The sequence below is a fragment of the Brevundimonas halotolerans genome, from assembly GCF_003730275.1.
Taxonomy (GTDB): Bacteria; Pseudomonadota; Alphaproteobacteria; order Caulobacterales; family Caulobacteraceae; genus Brevundimonas; species Brevundimonas halotolerans.
Map to the genome: position 1 here is coordinate 159,976 of NZ_QTTA01000010.1, position 15,705 is coordinate 175,680.

Annotated in this window: 18 protein-coding genes; 14 read left to right on the forward strand and 4 right to left on the reverse strand. The window is 66.3% G+C overall.

The genetic code is table 11. From position 1 onward, the window contains the following. Positions 1 to 5: 5 nt before the first annotated feature. The 3 genes from parC (at position 6) to EG854_RS04140 (ending at position 3,891) form a co-directional block, all read left to right on the forward strand. On the forward strand, positions 6 to 2,207 hold the full coding sequence (parC, locus tag EG854_RS04130; protein WP_123286459.1) for a DNA topoisomerase IV subunit A: 2,202 nt from the start codon (positions 6 to 8) through the stop codon (positions 2,205 to 2,207). A 95-nt stretch (positions 2,208 to 2,302) separates the two neighbouring features. Beyond that, positions 2,303 to 2,872, forward strand: a complete 570-nt coding sequence (locus tag EG854_RS04135; protein ID WP_123286460.1) for a LemA family protein — start codon at positions 2,303 to 2,305, stop codon at positions 2,870 to 2,872. A gap of 5 nt (positions 2,873 to 2,877) precedes the next feature. After that, on the forward strand, positions 2,878 to 3,891 hold the full coding sequence (locus EG854_RS04140) for a M48 family metallopeptidase (protein WP_123286461.1): 1,014 nt from the start codon (positions 2,878 to 2,880) through the stop codon (positions 3,889 to 3,891). 67 nt (positions 3,892 to 3,958) lie between these two features. Here EG854_RS04140 and EG854_RS04145 read toward each other — a convergent pair whose 3' ends face one another. Continuing rightward, positions 3,959 to 4,693: an arginyltransferase gene (locus EG854_RS04145; RefSeq protein WP_123286852.1), complete on the reverse strand. Its 735-nt coding sequence runs from the start codon at positions 4,691 to 4,693 to the stop codon at positions 3,959 to 3,961. Between the two features lie 139 nt (positions 4,694 to 4,832). After that, entirely contained in the window at positions 4,833 to 5,732 is a 900-nt protein-coding gene (locus EG854_RS04150; protein ID WP_123286462.1) for a flagellar motor protein MotB, read from the reverse strand. Positions 5,733 to 5,836: 104 nt separating this feature from the next. On the opposite strand from EG854_RS04150, the gene EG854_RS04155 reads away from it, so the two are divergent. Continuing rightward, positions 5,837 to 6,343, forward strand: coding sequence for a flavin reductase family protein (locus EG854_RS04155; RefSeq protein ID WP_241153124.1), 507 nt, complete (start codon positions 5,837 to 5,839; stop codon positions 6,341 to 6,343). Further along, entirely contained in the window at positions 6,340 to 7,206 is an 867-nt protein-coding gene (locus tag EG854_RS04160; protein ID WP_123286463.1) for an NAD(P)-dependent oxidoreductase, read from the forward strand. Before EG854_RS04155 ends, EG854_RS04160 begins: the two co-directional genes overlap by 4 nt. Here the strand turns inward: EG854_RS04160 and EG854_RS04165 are convergent. Continuing rightward, positions 7,203 to 7,880, reverse strand: coding sequence for a carbonic anhydrase (locus EG854_RS04165; RefSeq protein ID WP_164461823.1), 678 nt, complete (start codon positions 7,878 to 7,880; stop codon positions 7,203 to 7,205). The two genes, EG854_RS04160 and EG854_RS04165, sit on opposite strands and share 4 nt — an antisense overlap. Before the next feature lie 94 nt (positions 7,881 to 7,974). Next, on the reverse strand, positions 7,975 to 8,979 hold the full coding sequence (gene hemB, locus EG854_RS04170; protein WP_123286465.1) for a porphobilinogen synthase: 1,005 nt from the start codon (positions 8,977 to 8,979) through the stop codon (positions 7,975 to 7,977). A 112-nt stretch (positions 8,980 to 9,091) separates the two neighbouring features. Between hemB and EG854_RS04175 the strand changes: the two genes are divergently transcribed. The 9 genes from EG854_RS04175 to EG854_RS04210 all read left to right on the forward strand — a co-directional run bounded on the left by EG854_RS04175 (position 9,092) and on the right by EG854_RS04210 (position 15,704). Beyond that, the gene (locus tag EG854_RS04175) at positions 9,092 to 10,231 is read left to right on the forward strand and encodes an isobutyryl-CoA dehydrogenase (protein WP_123286466.1); all 1,140 of its coding nucleotides are present in this window, start codon (positions 9,092 to 9,094) and stop codon (positions 10,229 to 10,231) included. After that, positions 10,228 to 10,590, forward strand: a complete 363-nt coding sequence (locus EG854_RS04180; protein WP_123286467.1) for a hypothetical protein — start codon at positions 10,228 to 10,230, stop codon at positions 10,588 to 10,590. The genes EG854_RS04175 and EG854_RS04180 overlap by 4 nt, the downstream gene beginning before the upstream one ends. Before the next feature lie 38 nt (positions 10,591 to 10,628). Then, complete coding sequence (locus tag EG854_RS04185; protein WP_123286468.1) at positions 10,629 to 11,690, forward strand: enoyl-CoA hydratase/isomerase family protein; 1,062 nt, start codon at positions 10,629 to 10,631, stop codon at positions 11,688 to 11,690. A 30-nt stretch (positions 11,691 to 11,720) separates the two neighbouring features. Next, positions 11,721 to 12,515 carry a class I SAM-dependent methyltransferase gene (locus EG854_RS04190; protein WP_123286469.1) on the forward strand — a complete coding sequence of 265 codons (795 nt, stop codon included), beginning with the start codon at positions 11,721 to 11,723 and terminating at the stop codon, positions 12,513 to 12,515. Positions 12,516 to 12,588: 73 nt separating this feature from the next. Beyond that, the gene (gene mmsB / locus EG854_RS04195; RefSeq protein ID WP_123286470.1) at positions 12,589 to 13,494 is read left to right on the forward strand and encodes a 3-hydroxyisobutyrate dehydrogenase; all 906 of its coding nucleotides are present in this window, start codon (positions 12,589 to 12,591) and stop codon (positions 13,492 to 13,494) included. Between the two features lie 4 nt (positions 13,495 to 13,498). Beyond that, positions 13,499 to 13,762: a hypothetical protein gene (locus tag EG854_RS13075; RefSeq protein WP_164461825.1), complete on the forward strand. Its 264-nt coding sequence runs from the start codon at positions 13,499 to 13,501 to the stop codon at positions 13,760 to 13,762. Positions 13,763 to 13,885: 123 nt separating this feature from the next. Continuing rightward, positions 13,886 to 15,112 (forward strand): 5-aminolevulinate synthase, encoded by a 1,227-nt coding sequence (gene hemA / locus EG854_RS04200; protein WP_123286471.1) that lies wholly within the window; start codon positions 13,886 to 13,888, stop codon positions 15,110 to 15,112. Between the two features lie 41 nt (positions 15,113 to 15,153). Next, on the forward strand, positions 15,154 to 15,510 hold the full coding sequence (locus tag EG854_RS04205; protein WP_123286472.1) for a hypothetical protein: 357 nt from the start codon (positions 15,154 to 15,156) through the stop codon (positions 15,508 to 15,510). Beyond that, complete coding sequence (locus EG854_RS04210; protein WP_123286473.1) at positions 15,507 to 15,704, forward strand: DUF6898 family protein; 198 nt, start codon at positions 15,507 to 15,509, stop codon at positions 15,702 to 15,704. Before EG854_RS04205 ends, EG854_RS04210 begins: the two co-directional genes overlap by 4 nt. The last annotated feature ends 1 nt before the right edge of the window (position 15,705 follow it).

Consider the following 15,705-nt stretch of genomic DNA (forward strand, 5'->3'; position numbering starts at 1 on the left):
ATACCATGACCTTGCACACCCCTCCGCCGGACGGCGGCCGTATCGTTGATGAGCCGATGGGAGACGCCCTGTCGCGTCGCTATCTGGCCTATGCGCTGTCGACCATCACCAACCGCGCGCTGCCCGATGTGCGGGACGGCTTCAAGCCCGTGCACCGGCGGATCCTGTACGCCATGCACCAGATGCGGCTGAACCCGCAGGCGGCGGCGCGCAAATGCGCCAAGGTGGTGGGCGACGTCATGGGCGGCTATCACCCGCACGGGGACGCCTCGATCTACGACGCCCTGGTGCGCATGGCCCAGGCCTTTGCCCAGCGCTATCCGCTGGTCGACGGGCAGGGGAATTTCGGCAATATCGACGGCGATAACGCTGCGGCCATGCGTTACACCGAGTGCAAGCTGACGGCGGCGGCCGTGCTGCTGATGGAAGGGATCGACCAGAATGCAGTCGATTTCCGTCCCACCTATGACGATCAGGATCAGGAGCCCGTGGTCCTGCCGGCGGGCTTTCCGAACCTGCTGGCCAATGGCTCGTCGGGCATTGCCGTGGGGATGGCGACCTCCATCCCGCCTCACAATGTCGGCGAGTTGATCGAGACCTGCCTGATCCTGCTGGACGATCCCGAGGCCACGACCGAGGCGCTGATGCAGCATATGCCGGGGCCGGATTTCCCGACCGGGGGCGTGCTGGTCGAGGGCAAGGCCTCGCTGCTGGAGACCTATGAGACGGGACGGGGCGGTTTGCGGCTGCGCGCGCGCTGGGAGGTCGAGCATCTGGAGCGCGGCACCTGGCGCATCGTGGTCACCGAGATCCCGTATCAGGTGCAGAAGGGCCGGCTGATCGAGACCCTGGCCGATCTCATCGACCAGAAGAAGGCGCCGCTGCTGGGCGATGTGCGCGATGAGTCGGCCGAGGACATCCGGCTGGTGCTGGACCCGCGCGCCCGGACGGTCGAGCCCGAGGTGCTGATGGAAAGCCTGTTCCGGCTGTCCGACCTCGAGGTCCGGGTGCCGGTCAACATCAATGTGCTGGATGCCACGGGCACGCCGGGGGTGATGGGGCTGAAGGCATGTCTGCAGGCGTTCCTGGATCACCGGCGCGAGGTGCTGATCCGTCGCTCGAACTGGCGTGCAGAACGCATTGAAAAGCGACTGCATCTGTTGGAAGGGCTACGGATTGTCTTCCTCAATATCGATGAGGTGATCCGCATTGTCCGCGAGGAGGAACAGCCCAAGGCCGCGCTGATCGCGCGGCTGAACCTGACCGAGGTGCAGGCGGACTTTGTGCTGGACACGCGGCTGCGGCAACTGGCGCGGCTGGAAGAGCTGGCCATCGAGACCGAGTTCCGCGAACTGGCCGAGGAACTGGCCGGACTGCGGGCCCTGATGGACTCGCCGTCGCGGCAGTGGAAGCGCATCGGCAAGGATCTGGCCGAGGTGCGCAAGGCGCTGCCGTCGCCGCGCCGGACGATCTTTGGCGAGGCCCCGGAGGGTGGCGCCAGCGCGCCGATCGAAGCCTTCATCCCGCGTGAGGCCATCACGGTCGTCCTGTCCGAGCGGGGCTGGATCCGGGCGGCCAAGGGCAAGGTCGAGGACCCGTCCGAGCTGAAGTTCAAGGAGGGCGACAGCCTCGCCTTCCTGGTGCCGGCCTTTACGACCGACAAACTGCTGGTGGCGGCGACCGACGGGCGCATTTTCACGATCGGGGCCGACAAGCTGGCGTCGGGACGCGGCCATGGTGAGCCGATCCGGCTGATGATCGATCTGGAGGAGGGCGTCGAGATCGTCGCCCTTTTCGCGCACCAGCCGGGGGCGAAGCTGATGGTCGCGTCAAAGGCGGGCTATGGCTTCATCGCGCCGGAAGACGAGCTGCTGGCCCAGAAGCGGGGCGGCAAACAGGTGCTGAACGGCGAGATGGCGGTCTGCCTGCGCGTCACGGGCGACCATGTCGCGGTGATCGGCGACAACATCAAGACGCTGGTCTTCCCCGTGTCGGAGCTACCGGAGATGTCGCGCGGCAAGGGCGTGAAGTTCCAGTCCTATCGTCAAGGCGGCATGGCCGATGCCACGGTCTTTGCCGAAGAGACGGGGCCGGACTGGGTTGATGGCGGCGGGCGTCGCCGCAACTGGCCCGACTGGCGTGACTGGATCGGCAAACGCGCCGCGGTGGGGCGTCAGGGACCTCGCGGCCTGCGCAAATTCCGCTGAGTCTGCGGGGACCGGTCCCGAAATAAACTCGATTTCACTTGGGTGCGGGGGCCGGTTCGCGCGATAAGGGAGCTCGCAATCAAAGGAACCTGCCCATGATCACCTGGATCGTCATCGGCGTTATCGTCGTCCTCATCCTGTTCGTCGTTGTCGGCGGCTACAACAAGCTGGTGGCGCTGGATCAGCGCGCGGACCAGTCGTTCGCCGACATCGATGTGCAGCTGAAGCAGCGGCAGGACCTGATCCCCAATCTGGTCGAGACGGTGAAGGGCTATGCCACGCACGAGCGGGCCACGCTGGATGCCGTCACCCAGGCGCGGGCCGCTGCGGCGGGCGCGACCTCGGTCAATGACAAGGTCGAGGCCGAGAACATGCTGACCGCCACGCTCGGCCGACTGTTTGCCGTGTCCGAGGCCTATCCGGACCTGAAGGCCAACACCAATTTCCAGCAGCTGCAGACCGAGCTGTCGGACATCGAGAACAAGCTGGCCGCCGCCCGCCGGTTCTTCAACAATGCGGTGTCCGAGTTCAACGCCGTCCGCCGTCAGTTCCCGACCGTGCTGTTCGCCGGGCTCGTGGGCTTCGGGTCGGACAAGCCGTTTTTTGACGTTGGCGAGGGCGAGCGCGCGGCCATGACCGCCGCCCCGCCGTCGGTGCAGTTCTAGGATCCATGCAGGCCGTCGGGCTCCAGACCCATATCTGGGCGAACAACACCCGCTCGATCGTGTTGCTGGCCATGTTCCCGGTGCTGTTGGTGCTGGTTCTGTATGGCCTGCAGCTGGTGCTGATGGGGTTCGGGATCATACCCGGCAGCGGCGGCACCCTGGGTGACGACATGGCGCTGGCCGGGCGCATGCTGGGCTGGACGGTGCCGGCCGCCGCCGTGATGGCCGCGATCTGGTTCGCCATCGCCTATTTCGGCAGTCAGGCGATGATCGACGCCATGACCGGGGCCCGCAAGGTCGAGCGCCGCGACAACCCCGAGCTCTATAATCTGCTCGAGAACCTGGCGATTTCGCGCGGCATGCAGACGCCGACCCTGCGGATCATCGAGACGGATCAGCTGAACGCCTATGCCTCGGGCCTGCATGAGGGGCGCTATAGCGTGACTGTCACCCGGGGCCTGATCAACACCCTGACCCGCGACGAGGTCGAGGCGGTGCTGGCCCACGAACTGACCCATGTGATCAACAAGGATGTGCGGACGATGGTGATCGCCTCCATCTTTGCCGGTATCCTGAGCGTCATGGCCGAGCTGGTGTTTCGCGGCCTTTTCTTTGCGCGCGGCGGGCGCGGCAACAAGAATGCGGGACCGCTGATCCTGATCGGGATCGCCATTGCAGCGATCGGCTTTGCCCTGGCCTTTGTCATCCGGATGATGCTGTCGCGCACGCGCGAGTATGTGGCCGATGCGGGCGCGGTAGAGCTGACCAAGAACCCGGATGCGATGATTTCGGCGCTGCGCAAGATCGAGGGGCGGTCGACGCTCAAGGCGCCGGACGAGGTACAGGGCATGTTCCTGGACAACCAGCCGGAGAAGGCCGGGATCATGGGCCTGTTCGCCACCCATCCGCCGATCCCGAAACGGATCGAGGCGCTGGTCAAGTTCGGGGGCGGACGCGATTCCGGGCCGTGGTCGCAGCCGACCTATGCCCCCTCCACCTCGGTGCCCAGCGCCGGCTAGAGCCTGATCGGTTGAGGTGGAATCGCTTCGCGATTCCGCCGATGCCGTGAATCAGGATCTCGAATAACTAGGGCAGGTCGCGCCAGCCCTCGCGGGTCAGGGCCTGTAGCGGGCGCAGGCGGGCCTTGTAGTCCATCTTGGCCGACCCCTGGATCCAGTAGCCCAGATAGACGAACGGCAGGGCCTGTTCGCGCGCCTGCATCAGATGGTCCAGAATGGCGAACTGGCCGAGGCTGCGGCGACCCAGCAGCGGGTCGAAGAAGCTGTAGACCATCGACAGCCCGTCCGAGAGCATGTCGGTCAGCACCACCCCGACCAGATCGCCCGGACCGGCGCCGTCGGCGGGCAGGCGGTATTCGATCAGATGGGTGCGCACGGCCGTGTCCTCGACCATGGCGACATAGTCCTCCCAGCCCATGTCGCTCATGCCGCCGCCGGCGTGGCGGGCCAGCAGGTAGCGGCGCAGGAGGTCGAACTGCTCCATGGTGGCTTCGGCCTCGACCTGGTCGCGGGTCAGATCGGCATTGCGCTGGAGGATCCGCTTCTGCGAGCGTGACGCCGAGAACCCACACACCGGGACCCGAACCGAGACGCAGGCGTCACAGCCTTCGCAGGCCGGGCGATAGGCGATGTTCTGGCTGCGGCGAAACCCGGCCTGGGTCAGTTCGTCATTCACCCAGGCACCGTCGCTGAAGGGCAGATTGGCGAACACCTTGCGTTCGATCTTGCCCGGCAGATAGGGGCAGGGCGCCATGGCCGTCAGATAGAAACGCAGCTGACGCTGGGGCACATGCCGGGTCATGACCGCGCTCCGCATTCCCGGTCGCGGGGATGGCCTGCAATGTCTGTCAGACGCGCACCATGCATGGCGCGATGGGAGACCAGTCCGGGCCCCGGCGCAAGGCCCTTCGCCATCAAGGCGCGAAGGGCCGGGGCCGCTGTCACAGGCTGGTATCGCTGGGCAGGACCGGCGCCTCGCGCAGCAGGATGATCGAGATGCGCCGGTTGCCCGCGAGGCTTGGATCGTCGGGATAGAGCGGGTCGGACCCCGCCTTGCCGTTCACCGAATAGATGCGGTCGACATCGACCCCGGCCCCTTCGAGGATCAGGCGGGCGGCGTCGGCGCGGCGGGCCGACAGGCTCCAGTCCGCCGGCGCGCTGGCGCGATTCGATCCGGCGACCGAACTGGTGTGGCCGGTGATCGAGATGCGGTTGGGTAGGGCCGTGATGATCCGCGCCACGGCCCGCAACAGGATCTGGGCGCGGGCGTTGGGGCGGGCCGAGTCTTCCTCGAACATCGACCGGCCTTCCTGATCGACGATCTGGATGCGCAGCCCCTCAGGGGTCTGGTCGATGATCAGCTGTTTCGACAGCTCGGCCAGCTCGGGCATGGACTGCATCGCCTGACGCAGCGATTCCGCAGCGCTGGCAAAGTCGGAGGCCTCGCGGCGGGCGATCTCCTCGCGCAGCTGGTCCTCGCTGGCGGCGGCCAGATTGCTGTTCTGGCCGGCCTGATCCGGGGCCTCGGGGGCCTCGGGCGCCATCTGGGTGATGACCGACATCGAGCCCGAGCTCTTGGAGCCGTCGTCGCCCAGGGATGTCCCGCCCAGAATGCCGCCCGATCCCGAGGTGGTCGTCGAGATGCTGGCCGGGGCGAAATATTCGGCGATGCCGCGCTTCTGCTCCGGGTCAGTCGTGTTGATCAGCCACATCAGGAGGAAGAAGGCCATCATGGCCGTGACGAAGTCGGCATAGGCGACCTTCCACGCGCCGCCGTGGTGGCCGTGTCCCGCAACCTTCTTGACCTTCTTGATGAGGATCGGACGATCGCTCAGGGACATGGGCGCCTCACTGGATTCGGGGCAGTCTTGGGCGATCAAGGTTAAGGCGACGTTTCCCGTGTCGCCCGGCTTGTATGCGCAAGCCCGGACGCTAAGGTCGCCGCGTGACCGACATTTCCCTTTCTGAACCTGACGGCGTCGACGCCCGTGCCTATCGCCGCGCCATGGGGGCCTTTGCCACCGGCGTCTGTGTCGTGACCGTCGACGGCCCCGAGGGCGCGGTCGGCATGACTGTGAACTCGGTGACCTCGGTGTCGCTCGAGCCGCGGCTGTTGCTGTGGTGTCTGGACGACAGCGCCGAGCGGGCCGGGGCGTTTCTGGATGGACGGCCCTTTTCGGTCCACGTGCTGGAGGCGGATGAAGCCGATTGGGCGGATCGATTCAGCCGGGGAGACTGTCGCCTGTCGGCCGAAGAAATCGATCGGGCCGAGACGGGCGCGCCGGTGCTCAAGGGCGCGCTGGCGCGGTTCGACTGTGTGCTGCACGAGCAAATCCCCATGGGGGACCACCAGATTCTGGTCGGGCGGGTGGATCATTTCGAGGCCCGGGAGGGCGCCGGCCTGACCTTCTTCCGGGGTCGCTACGGACGTATCCAGGAGGGCGTGGAATGAAGATCGCATTTTCCGGTCTGGGCGTGATGGGCGCGCCGATGGCGGGGCATCTGATCGCGGCGGGGTATATGGTCACGGGCCATAACCGCAGTGCGGCCAAGGCCGAGGCCTGGGCGCAGAAGACCGGCGGGACGGCGGCGGCAACCGCAGCCGAGGCCGCGCGGGGCGTGGACCTGTTGATCCTGTGCGTCGGCAATGATGACGATGTGCGCGAGGTCGTGGGCCCGGCCCTGCCGGAGCTGGCCCCGGGTGCCGTGATCGTGGATCACACCACCACCTCGGCCAAGGTGGCGCGCGAGATGGCGGAGCGGGCGGCCGAGCAGGGCGTGGCCTTCCTCGACGCGCCGGTGTCGGGCGGGCAGGCCGGCGCCGAGGCGGGCAAGCTCAGCATCATGATCGGCGGCGATGCCGATGCGCTGGCCCGCGTCGAGCCGGTGCTGGCCGTTTACGCCAAGGCCATCAAGCACATGGGCCCGGCGGGCAGCGGACAGCTGACGAAGATGGCGAACCAGATCGCCATCGCCGGTGTAGTGCAGGGGCTGGCCGAGGCGGTGCATTTCGCCCAGAGCGCGGGGCTCGACACCGATGCCGTCTATGAGGCCATTTCGCAGGGCGCGGCCCAGAGCTGGCAGATGGACAACCGCTGGAAGACCGCGGCGGCGGGCCAGTTCGACTTTGGCTTTGCCGTCGACTGGATGCGCAAGGATCTGGGGCTGGTGCTGGAGGAGGCCCGCGCCAACGGCAGCCATCTGGCCGTTACCGCCCTGGTCGACCAGTTCTATTCCGAGGTGCAGGCGATGGGCGGCACCCGCTGGGATACCTCAAGCCTTGCGGCCCGACTGCAGGCCCGCAAGCGCACCTAGCCGAGGAATTTCACCTCACCCGAATGCATCTGTTTGACGGCGGCAACGACCTTGAGGGTGCCCGCCTCCAGCGCATCGGCCAGCGAGGCATCGGCCACGCGCAGCTTGTCGGCGACCCGCTGGGCGTTCAGCTCGACAGCGCGGACGGCCATGTCGGTCGCGTCTGACCGGCGGGCTTCCAGCACGGCGGGAATGATCGGCACGATCATCTCTTCCAGCGAGGGATCCAGCGGCATGACCCCGTCGACGATGGCCTCGGCCGCCGCCACGGCGCCGCAGCCGGTGTGCCCCATGACCACGACCAGCGGGCAGTTCAGGTGTTTGACCGCATAGACGATGGAGGCGAGGCCCCGGCGGTCCACCGTATTGCCTGCGACCCGAATGGAGAACAGTCTGCCAAAACCTTGATTGAAAAGAATTGTCGGGGGCGTACGGCTGTCGGCACAGCCGACGATGGTGGCGATCGGGTTCTGGCCACCCTGCAGGGGTTCGAGATCGTCGACCTTGACGTAGCCGAGGTTGTTTTCGCCGCGCAGGAAGGCGTCGTTGCCGGCCTTCAGCTCGGCGAGGGCCTGATCGGGCGTGGGGCCAGCGGGGGCCGGGGCCTCGGGTTCAGGCGTCGGCGCCTCTCTCTCAAGAACCGCCACTCCGGGACGCACGGGTTTTTTGCCCAAGCCAAACAGACCCATGATGTCCCCCCGTTGAACTGATCAGGCTGGTTAACAGCGTTCGGCGTAAATCCGGTGACAGTGCGCGTCTGTCAAGCGGTCAGCGGTTCAGCCATTCAGCGACGCGCGGCGCGAAATAGGTCAGCACCCCGGAACAGCCCGCGCGTTTGAAGGCGCCGAGGCTCTCGAGGATGGCGCGTTCCTCGTCCAGCCAGCCGGCGTCGATGGCGCCCTGCATCATGGCGTATTCGCCGGACACCTGGTAGGCGAATATGGGCACTGAGAAGGTGTCTCGAACCCGCTGGATTATATCGAGATACAGGGTTCCCGGCTTGACCATGACGGCGTCGGCGCCCTCGGCCAGGTCCATGGCGACCTCGCGCAGGGCCTCGTCGGAATTGGCAGGGTCCATCTGATAGGTGCGCTTGTCGCCGATGAGGGCGCGGGCCGATCCGACCGCATCGCGGTACGGCCCGTAGAAGGCTGAAGCGTATTTGGCGGCGTAAGACAGGATCATAACGTTCTGATATCCATTGGCCTCAAGCGCCTCGCGGATGGCCTGCACCCGACCGTCCATCATGTCGGAGGGCGCCACGACATCGGCCCCGGCATGGGCGTGGATGAAGGCCTGTTCCGCAAGCCGTTCCAGCGAGCCGTCGTTGACGATCCGCCCGTCCTCGACGATGCCGTCGTGGCCGTGGTCGGTGTAGCAGTCGAGCGCCACATCGGTGATGACCCCGATCTCGGGCACGGCCGCCTTGATGGCGCGCAACGTCTCGGGGACCAGGCCGTCGGGGTTGGTGGCCTCGGTGCCGACGGCGTCCTTCAGGGCATCGTCGATATTGGGGAACAGGGCGACGGCCGGAATGCCCAGATCGCGCGCCTGGCGGGCGGCCTCGACGGCTGCGGCGGTCGACAGCCGGTCGACGCCGGGCAGGGTGGCCACCGGCACCCGGTCGGCCTTGCCGTCGTGCAGGATCAGCGGCCAGACCAGATCGGCCGGGGTCAGGGTGGTCTCGGCGACCAGACGTCGCACCCAGGGCTGGCTGCGCAGGCGGCGACCGCGGGTCAGGGGGAAGCTGGCGGGAAAGACGAGCTTGGACATGGGGCCTCATAGCCTTTGCCGGGCGGGGGGAGAAGCCATCCGGGCGGCCCGAGGGGGTTCAGTTTGCCGTTCCATGGTCTAGAAGGCCGCAACGACAGATGAGAGGACCCCCATGGATTTCGCCCTGACCGAAGACCAGCGCGCCATTCAGGACGCCGCCCGCGCCTTTGCCGAGGCCGAGCTGGCGCCGCACAGCGCCGAATGGGACGAGACCAAACATTTCCCGGTCGATGTGATGCGTCAGGCCGCCGAGATGGGATTCTGCGGCATCTATACCAGCGAGGAGCACGGCGGCATGGCGCTGGGCCGGGTTGAATCGGCGGTGATCTTCGAGGAGCTGTCGAGCGGCGATGTCTCGACCGCTGCCTTCATCTCGATCCACAATATGGCGACCTGGATGATTGACAGCGTCGGCTCGGCCGAGCTGCGGGCCCGCTATGTGCCGTCGCTGGTGACGATGGAAAAGATCGCCTCCTACTGCCTGACCGAGCCGGGCTCGGGCTCGGACGCGGCGGCGCTGCGGACCACGGCGGTGCGGGACGGCGATCACTGGGTGCTGAAGGGCTCCAAGGCCTTCATCTCGGGCGCGGGCACCTCGGACGTCTATGTGGTGATGGCGCGGACGGGCGCAGACGGGCCCAAGGGCATTTCGACCTTCGTCGTCGACAAGGACGCGCCGGGCCTCAGCTTTGGCGGGCAGGAACGCAAGATGGGCTGGAACAGCCAGCCGACCGCCATCGTCCAGTTCGACGACTGCCGCGTGCCGGCCGAAAACCTGATGGGGCAGGAAGGGCACGGCTTCCGCTATGCCATGATGGGGCTGGACGGCGGGCGGCTGAACATCGCCGCCTGTTCGCTGGGCGGGGCGCGGCTGGCACTGGAGACCGCGCAGGACTATGTCGCCAGCCGCAAGCAGTTCGGCAAGCCGATCGGCGACTTCCAGAACACCCAGTTCAAACTGGCCGACATGGCGACGCAGCTGGAGGCCGCCCGGCTGATGGTGCTGCGCGGCGCCTGGGCCATCGACACCAACCACCCGGAAAAGACCAAATGGTGCGCCATGGCCAAGCGGCTGGCCACCGACGCCTGTTTCCAGATCGCCGACGAGGCCCTGCAGCTGCACGGCGGCTATGGATACCTCAAGGACTATCCGCTGGAACGCATCGTCCGCGACCTGCGGGTGCACCGCATCCTGGAAGGCACCAATGAGATCATGCGCGTGATCACCGCGCGGGAGATGATGCGGCAGTGAAGCCCGGCTTCTATTCCATCGCGCAGGCAGGCGGAGATCAGGATCCGGCCGACGATGAGGCGTACGGCCTCGCGGCTCTTACGCATTTTCGGGACGGGCAATTCGTTGGCGTTGATCCCGGTGGGTGCAAGGTGTCCGGCGAATACCGGATCGACGAAGACGGGCGGATCGCCCTGCATCTCAACTACGATTTTCGAGCCGGGATCGAGCTGGCGAATGGCACGATCTTCGACCGGGCGACCCGACTGGAGGCCGACCTTGTGCTCGCGCCGGCGGCCGCAGAAGGAGAGCCCCAGCCCGTGAATATAGGCCTGGGCCCCATGTTCATTCGCCTGAACTGGCTGGCCGACCCGATCTGAGGCTGGACCGGGCAGGCGACGTTTCGTAGACGCAGCACATGACCGACGAACCTGAAATCCTCGCGCGTATCCAGTCCGGTCTGGGTCGGATCACGCTGAACCGGCCCAAGGCGATCCATGCGCTGAACAAGGGCATGTGCGACGCCATGATCGCGGCGCTGCTGGCATGGAAGGACGATCCGGCGGTCAAGTCCGTGCTGATCGACCATGCGGGCGAGCGCGGCTTCTGTGCCGGGGGCGATATCCGCATGATCGCCGAAAGCGGGGCGGGGGATGCGTCGGAGGCCAAGGCCTTTTTCCATGCGGAATATCGGCTGAACCACCTGCTGTTCGAATACCCCAAGCCGGTGACGGCGCTGGTGGACGGCATCGTGATGGGCGGCGGCGTCGGCATTTCCGAGCCCGCCGAGGTGAGGATCGCGACCGAGAACACCACCTATGCCATGCCCGAGACCGGGATCGGCCTGTTCCCCGATGTCGGCGGTGGCTGGTTTCTGCCGCGACTGCCGGGCTTCGTCGGCACCTGGCTGGCCCTGACGGGGGCGCGCCTGAAGGCGGCGGATACGGTGTTTCTGGGCATTCACAGTCACTATCTGCCGGCAGATGCGGTCGAGGCCTTCCGGTCCATTCTGGCGGCGGATCCGGCCCATCCGGCCGACTTCGCCGACGGGCTGGAAGATGACGCGGGCGAGGCCCCCATCGAGGCGCATCTGCCGACCATCGACCGGCTGTTCGGCCTTGACACCCTGGAAGAGATTTTCGCGGCGCTGGAGGCCGACGGCTCGGAGTGGGCCACGGCGCAACTGTCGACCTTGAAGACCAAGTCGCCCCTATCGATGAAGGTCACCCTGCGCCAGCTGCGCACCGGAGCGACGCTCGACAGCTTTGCCGACAATATGGCGATGGAATACCGGTTGGGCGGTCGGGTCGTCCGCACCCACGACTTCCAGGAAGGCGTGCGGGCCGTGATTGTCGACAAGGACAATGCGCCGAAATGGTCGCCGGCCAGCATCGAAGGCGTGACCGATGAGACGCTGGACGCCCTGTTTGCGCCGCTGCCGGCCGATGAGGAATGGACGCCCCTGCCGCAACTGGCGTAATCCTGAACCGAACCGGCCGGGAGTCAGACCATGCGCACCATCCTGAAGACCACGCTTGTGATCGCGGCGGCGCTCGCTGCGTCGGGCTGTATCATCATCGCCAATGACGGCGGGGGGCAGACGGTCATCACCTCGACCTCGCCGGCCAGCGCCCGGGCCGATACCCGCGCTGCCATGGCCCTGTCGGATGACCGCCGTCCGGAAGAGGACCGCGCCCGCGACTCGCTGCGCATGCCGCTGCAGGTGATGGTGTTCTCCGAGATCAGCCCCGGTGACCACGTGGCCGACATCCGGCCTGAGGAGGGGTATTACACCCGCCTCTTCGCCCCGGCCGTGGGCGACGAGGGCCGGGTCTATGCCTTTGTTCCCACCCGCACAGCCGAGCGCGAAAAGCCCTATGCCGATGCCCTCGCCGAGACCTATGGCAATGTCGTGCCGGTCGTGGGCCTGCTGGACGAGATGCGCTTCGACACCCCGTTGGACGTGGTGTTCATGAGCCAGGAGTATCACGACTTCCACATCCCGGCCTTTGGCGTCGACGTCGCCCGGATGAACCGTGCGGTCTATGACGCGCTGAAGCCCGGCGGCCTTTATATCGTCATCGACCACTCGGGCCGGGCCGGAACCGGCAATACCGAGGTGCAGAGCCTGCACCGGATCGAGGGCGACTTCCTGAGGGCCGAGGTCGAGGCGGCGGGCTTTGTCTTCGAGAGTGCCAGCCCGGCGCTGGCCAACCCGGATGATGACCGCACCGTCAGCGTGTTCGACGAATCGATCCGCGGCGAGACCGACCAGTTCGTCTATCGCTTCCGCAAGCCGGGCTAAGGTCACGCTGGCCTTGCCCGGTCCAAACGGCTAACCCTCCGCGCAAGAAACGCGACCACAGGGAGACGCCGACATGACCGAGACCATCGCCTTCATCGGACTGGGAAACATGGGCGGGGGCATGGCCGCCAACCAGGCGAAGGCGGGCCGCAAGGTCCGGGCGTTCGACCTGTCCGAAGCGGCGGTGGCACGCGCGGTCGAGGCCGGCTGCGAGGCCGCCGGCTCGGTCGTCGAGGCGGTCAAGGACGCTGACATCGTCATCACCATGCTGCCCGCGGGGCCGCACGTGCTGAAGGTCTATTCGGAGCAGATCATCGGGGCCGCGCCGTCCAGCGCCCTGTTGCTGGATTGCTCGACCATCGACGTCGACACGGCGCGCAAGGTCGCGGGTCTGGCCAAGGAGGCGGGCTATGCCTTTGCCGACGCGCCGGTCTCGGGCGGGACCATGGCGGCCGATGCCGGAACGCTGGCCTTCATGGTCGGCTGCGACGAGGGCGACTTTGCCCGGATCGAGCCGGCGCTGGAGCCGATGAGCCGCGCCACCTTCCGCGCCGGTGACCACGGGGCGGGGCAGGCGGCCAAGATCTGCAACAACATGATCCTCGGCATCACCATGCTGGGCACCTGCGAGGCCATCGGTCTGGCGGAAAAGCTGGGGCTGGACCCGGTCAAGATGTTCGACATCGTCTCCAAGTCGTCGGGCCAGAGCTGGTCGACGACCACCTATTATCCCTGGCCCGGGCCGGTGCCGACCGCGCCGTCCAACCGCAACTATGACGGCGGTTTCGCCACGGCCATGATGCTCAAGGACCTCAAGCTGGCGCAGGATGCGGCGGCCAAATCGGGCGCCTCGACCCCGCTCGGCGCGCAGACCGAGGCCCTGTTCCAGATGTTCGACCGGCTGGGCTATGGCGGACGGGATTTCTCGGCCATTCTGCAGTTGCTGCGCGGCAAGCTGGATGAGCTGCCGAGGGATTGAGGCAGTGTCGGCCCTCTGGATCGTGCAGGTTTCCGCCGAGAATGGCGGGAGTTCATTCAATGTCATCGTTTACAATGAGGAGCGGTCAGTCGCAGAAATGACGGCGGAAAGCGCGGTGTCCGCTGACGGCTGGTCGGACGTGCGTGTCTTGCGCTCAGGGATGGTTGCGGAAGATCGTTTGCATGAACGTAATTCCGTTTTTCGCGACGCAGCAACGGCGGCGCGCGCAATGGGCTGGGCTATCATCCGCTATCGACCCACGATCTAGACTTTGAGAACCGTTATCAATTAAAGGTTTGCGGCCAATTCGCCGCACTCTGAACATGGACTTTCAGCCGTCCGGAGCGCAAAAGAGCCGCGTCCGGAATGCATAAGCGAAAGACCGCCGATCTTGTTCGACTATAAGGCCGCCTTTGGAAACGCCGTGGACCAGGTCCGGGCCGAGGGGCGCTATCGCGTCTTCGCCGACCTGAAGCGTGTGCGTGGCCAGTTTCCGCGCGCGGTCTGGCGTCGGGATGACGGCACCGAGCAGGACGTGGTGGTCTGGTGCTCGAACGACTATCTGGGCATGGGCCAGCACCCCGAGGTGCTGACCGCCATGCAGGCCGAGATCGATTCGGTCGGCGCCGGGGCCGGGGGCACGCGCAACATCTCGGGCACGACCCGTTCGGCGGTCGATCTCGAGGCCGAACTGGCCGCCTGGCACCACAAGGAAGCGGCACTGCTGTTCACCTCGGGCTATGTGGCCAATGAGGCGACCCTGACGACCCTTCAACGGATCATGCCGGGGCTGATCATCTTCTCCGACAGCCTGAACCATGCCTCAATGATTGCGGGCATCCGCAACGGCGGCTGTGAGCGGCACATCTATCAGCACAATGATCTGGAGCATCTGGAGGCCCTGCTGGCGGCGGCGCCGGCCGATGCGCCCAAGCTGATCGCCTTCGAGAGCGTCTATTCCATGGACGGCGACATCGCCGATCTGGCCGGGACGATTGCGCTGGCGAAGAAATATGGCGCCCTGACCTATCTGGACGAAGTCCATGCCGTGGGCCTGTACGGGGACGCCGGCGCCGGCATTGCTGAACGCGACGGCGTGCTGGACCAGATCGACATCATCGAATGCACCCTCGGCAAGGCCATCGGCGTGATGGGCGGCTATATCGCTGCCGACGCCCTGATCATCGATGCCGTGCGCAGCTGGGCCGCGGGCTTCATCTTCACCACCAGCCTGCCGCCGGCCCTGACCGCGGGGGCACTGGCCTCGGTGCGTCACCTGAAAGCCCACCCGGAACTGCGCGCGGCGCATCAGGCCCGGGCCCAGGCGCTGAAGGAGCGGTTCCTGGCCGCCGGCATCCCGGTGATGCCGTCCGAGAGCCACATCGTGCCGGTGCATGTGGGCAATCCGGTACACTGCAAGATGATCTCGGACATGCTGCTGGAAGAGCACGGCATCTATGTCCAGCCAATCAACTATCCGACCGTGCCCAAGGGCACCGAGCGCCTGCGCTTCACGCCCTCGCCGAACCACGACGACGGCATGATGGACGCGCTGGTGACGGCGATGGACAAGCTGTGGACCCACTGCAACGTGGCGCGCCTACCTGCGGTGGCTTGAGGCCGTTTTCGATACGTCCGAAATTGCGGTATGCTGGCGCTATGAACATCCAGCGGCCCATCCGTGAGACACCGGTCGAGGAGGAAGACTTCTTCGACATGTCAAACCTGCGTCCCAAGCACACCGGGCTGCCGATGGTCGTCTGGGTCAGCCACCGAGGCCGTGCACGCCATGACGCCCGCGAGAAGGTATGCCGGACCCCGGGGGACCGGATCGACATCGACGACATGGCGGTTGTGGGGATCCGTCCGACGCCCACCCTGATTGAAGGACCGCTTGATGCCGCCAGCCTGAAGCTGGTCCAGAAGTGGATCGTGCTGAACGAAGCGACCCTCATTGGCTATTGGGACGGCGAGCTGGATACGGTCGAAATGCTGCAGAGGCTGCAGCGCATTTGACGAACCGGGAAGGCCCCGACGAGGTGATCGTAGAGTTTGTGCGCAATGGCGCATACCTGAAATGCTCGGTCGTGCATGTGGCGTCGGGGGTCGAGGTCTCGGCCGTCGGGCCGGTGACCGAGCGTCACGGTCTGGAACGCATCGCCCTTTCCAAGCTGAAACGGGCGCTGGCGGCGCGGGGACAGTGGCAGTAGG

Excerpts from the sequence above, each read along its gene's own strand:
- parC (WP_123286459.1), top strand. The coding sequence starts at position 6 with ATGACCTTGCACACCCCTCCGCCGGACGGCGGCCGTATCGTTGATGAG.
- EG854_RS04175 (WP_123286466.1), top strand. The coding sequence starts at position 9,092 with ATGGATTTCGCCCTGACCGAAGACCAGCGCGCCATTCAGGACGCCGCC.
- hemB (WP_123286465.1), bottom strand. The coding sequence starts at position 8,979 with ATGTCCAAGCTCGTCTTTCCCGCCAGCTTCCCCCTGACCCGCGGTCGC.
- EG854_RS04205 (WP_123286472.1), top strand. The coding sequence starts at position 15,154 with ATGAACATCCAGCGGCCCATCCGTGAGACACCGGTCGAGGAGGAAGAC.
- EG854_RS04145 (WP_123286852.1), bottom strand. The coding sequence starts at position 4,693 with ATGACCCGGCATGTGCCCCAGCGTCAGCTGCGTTTCTATCTGACGGCC.
- EG854_RS04150 (WP_123286462.1), bottom strand. The coding sequence starts at position 5,732 with ATGTCCCTGAGCGATCGTCCGATCCTCATCAAGAAGGTCAAGAAGGTT.
- EG854_RS04190 (WP_123286469.1), top strand. The coding sequence starts at position 11,721 with ATGCGCACCATCCTGAAGACCACGCTTGTGATCGCGGCGGCGCTCGCT.
- EG854_RS04140 (WP_123286461.1), top strand. The coding sequence starts at position 2,878 with ATGCAGGCCGTCGGGCTCCAGACCCATATCTGGGCGAACAACACCCGC.
- EG854_RS04135 (WP_123286460.1), top strand. The coding sequence starts at position 2,303 with ATGATCACCTGGATCGTCATCGGCGTTATCGTCGTCCTCATCCTGTTC.
- mmsB (WP_123286470.1), top strand. The coding sequence starts at position 12,589 with ATGACCGAGACCATCGCCTTCATCGGACTGGGAAACATGGGCGGGGGC.
- EG854_RS04185 (WP_123286468.1), top strand. The coding sequence starts at position 10,629 with ATGACCGACGAACCTGAAATCCTCGCGCGTATCCAGTCCGGTCTGGGT.
- EG854_RS04160 (WP_123286463.1), top strand. The coding sequence starts at position 6,340 with ATGAAGATCGCATTTTCCGGTCTGGGCGTGATGGGCGCGCCGATGGCG.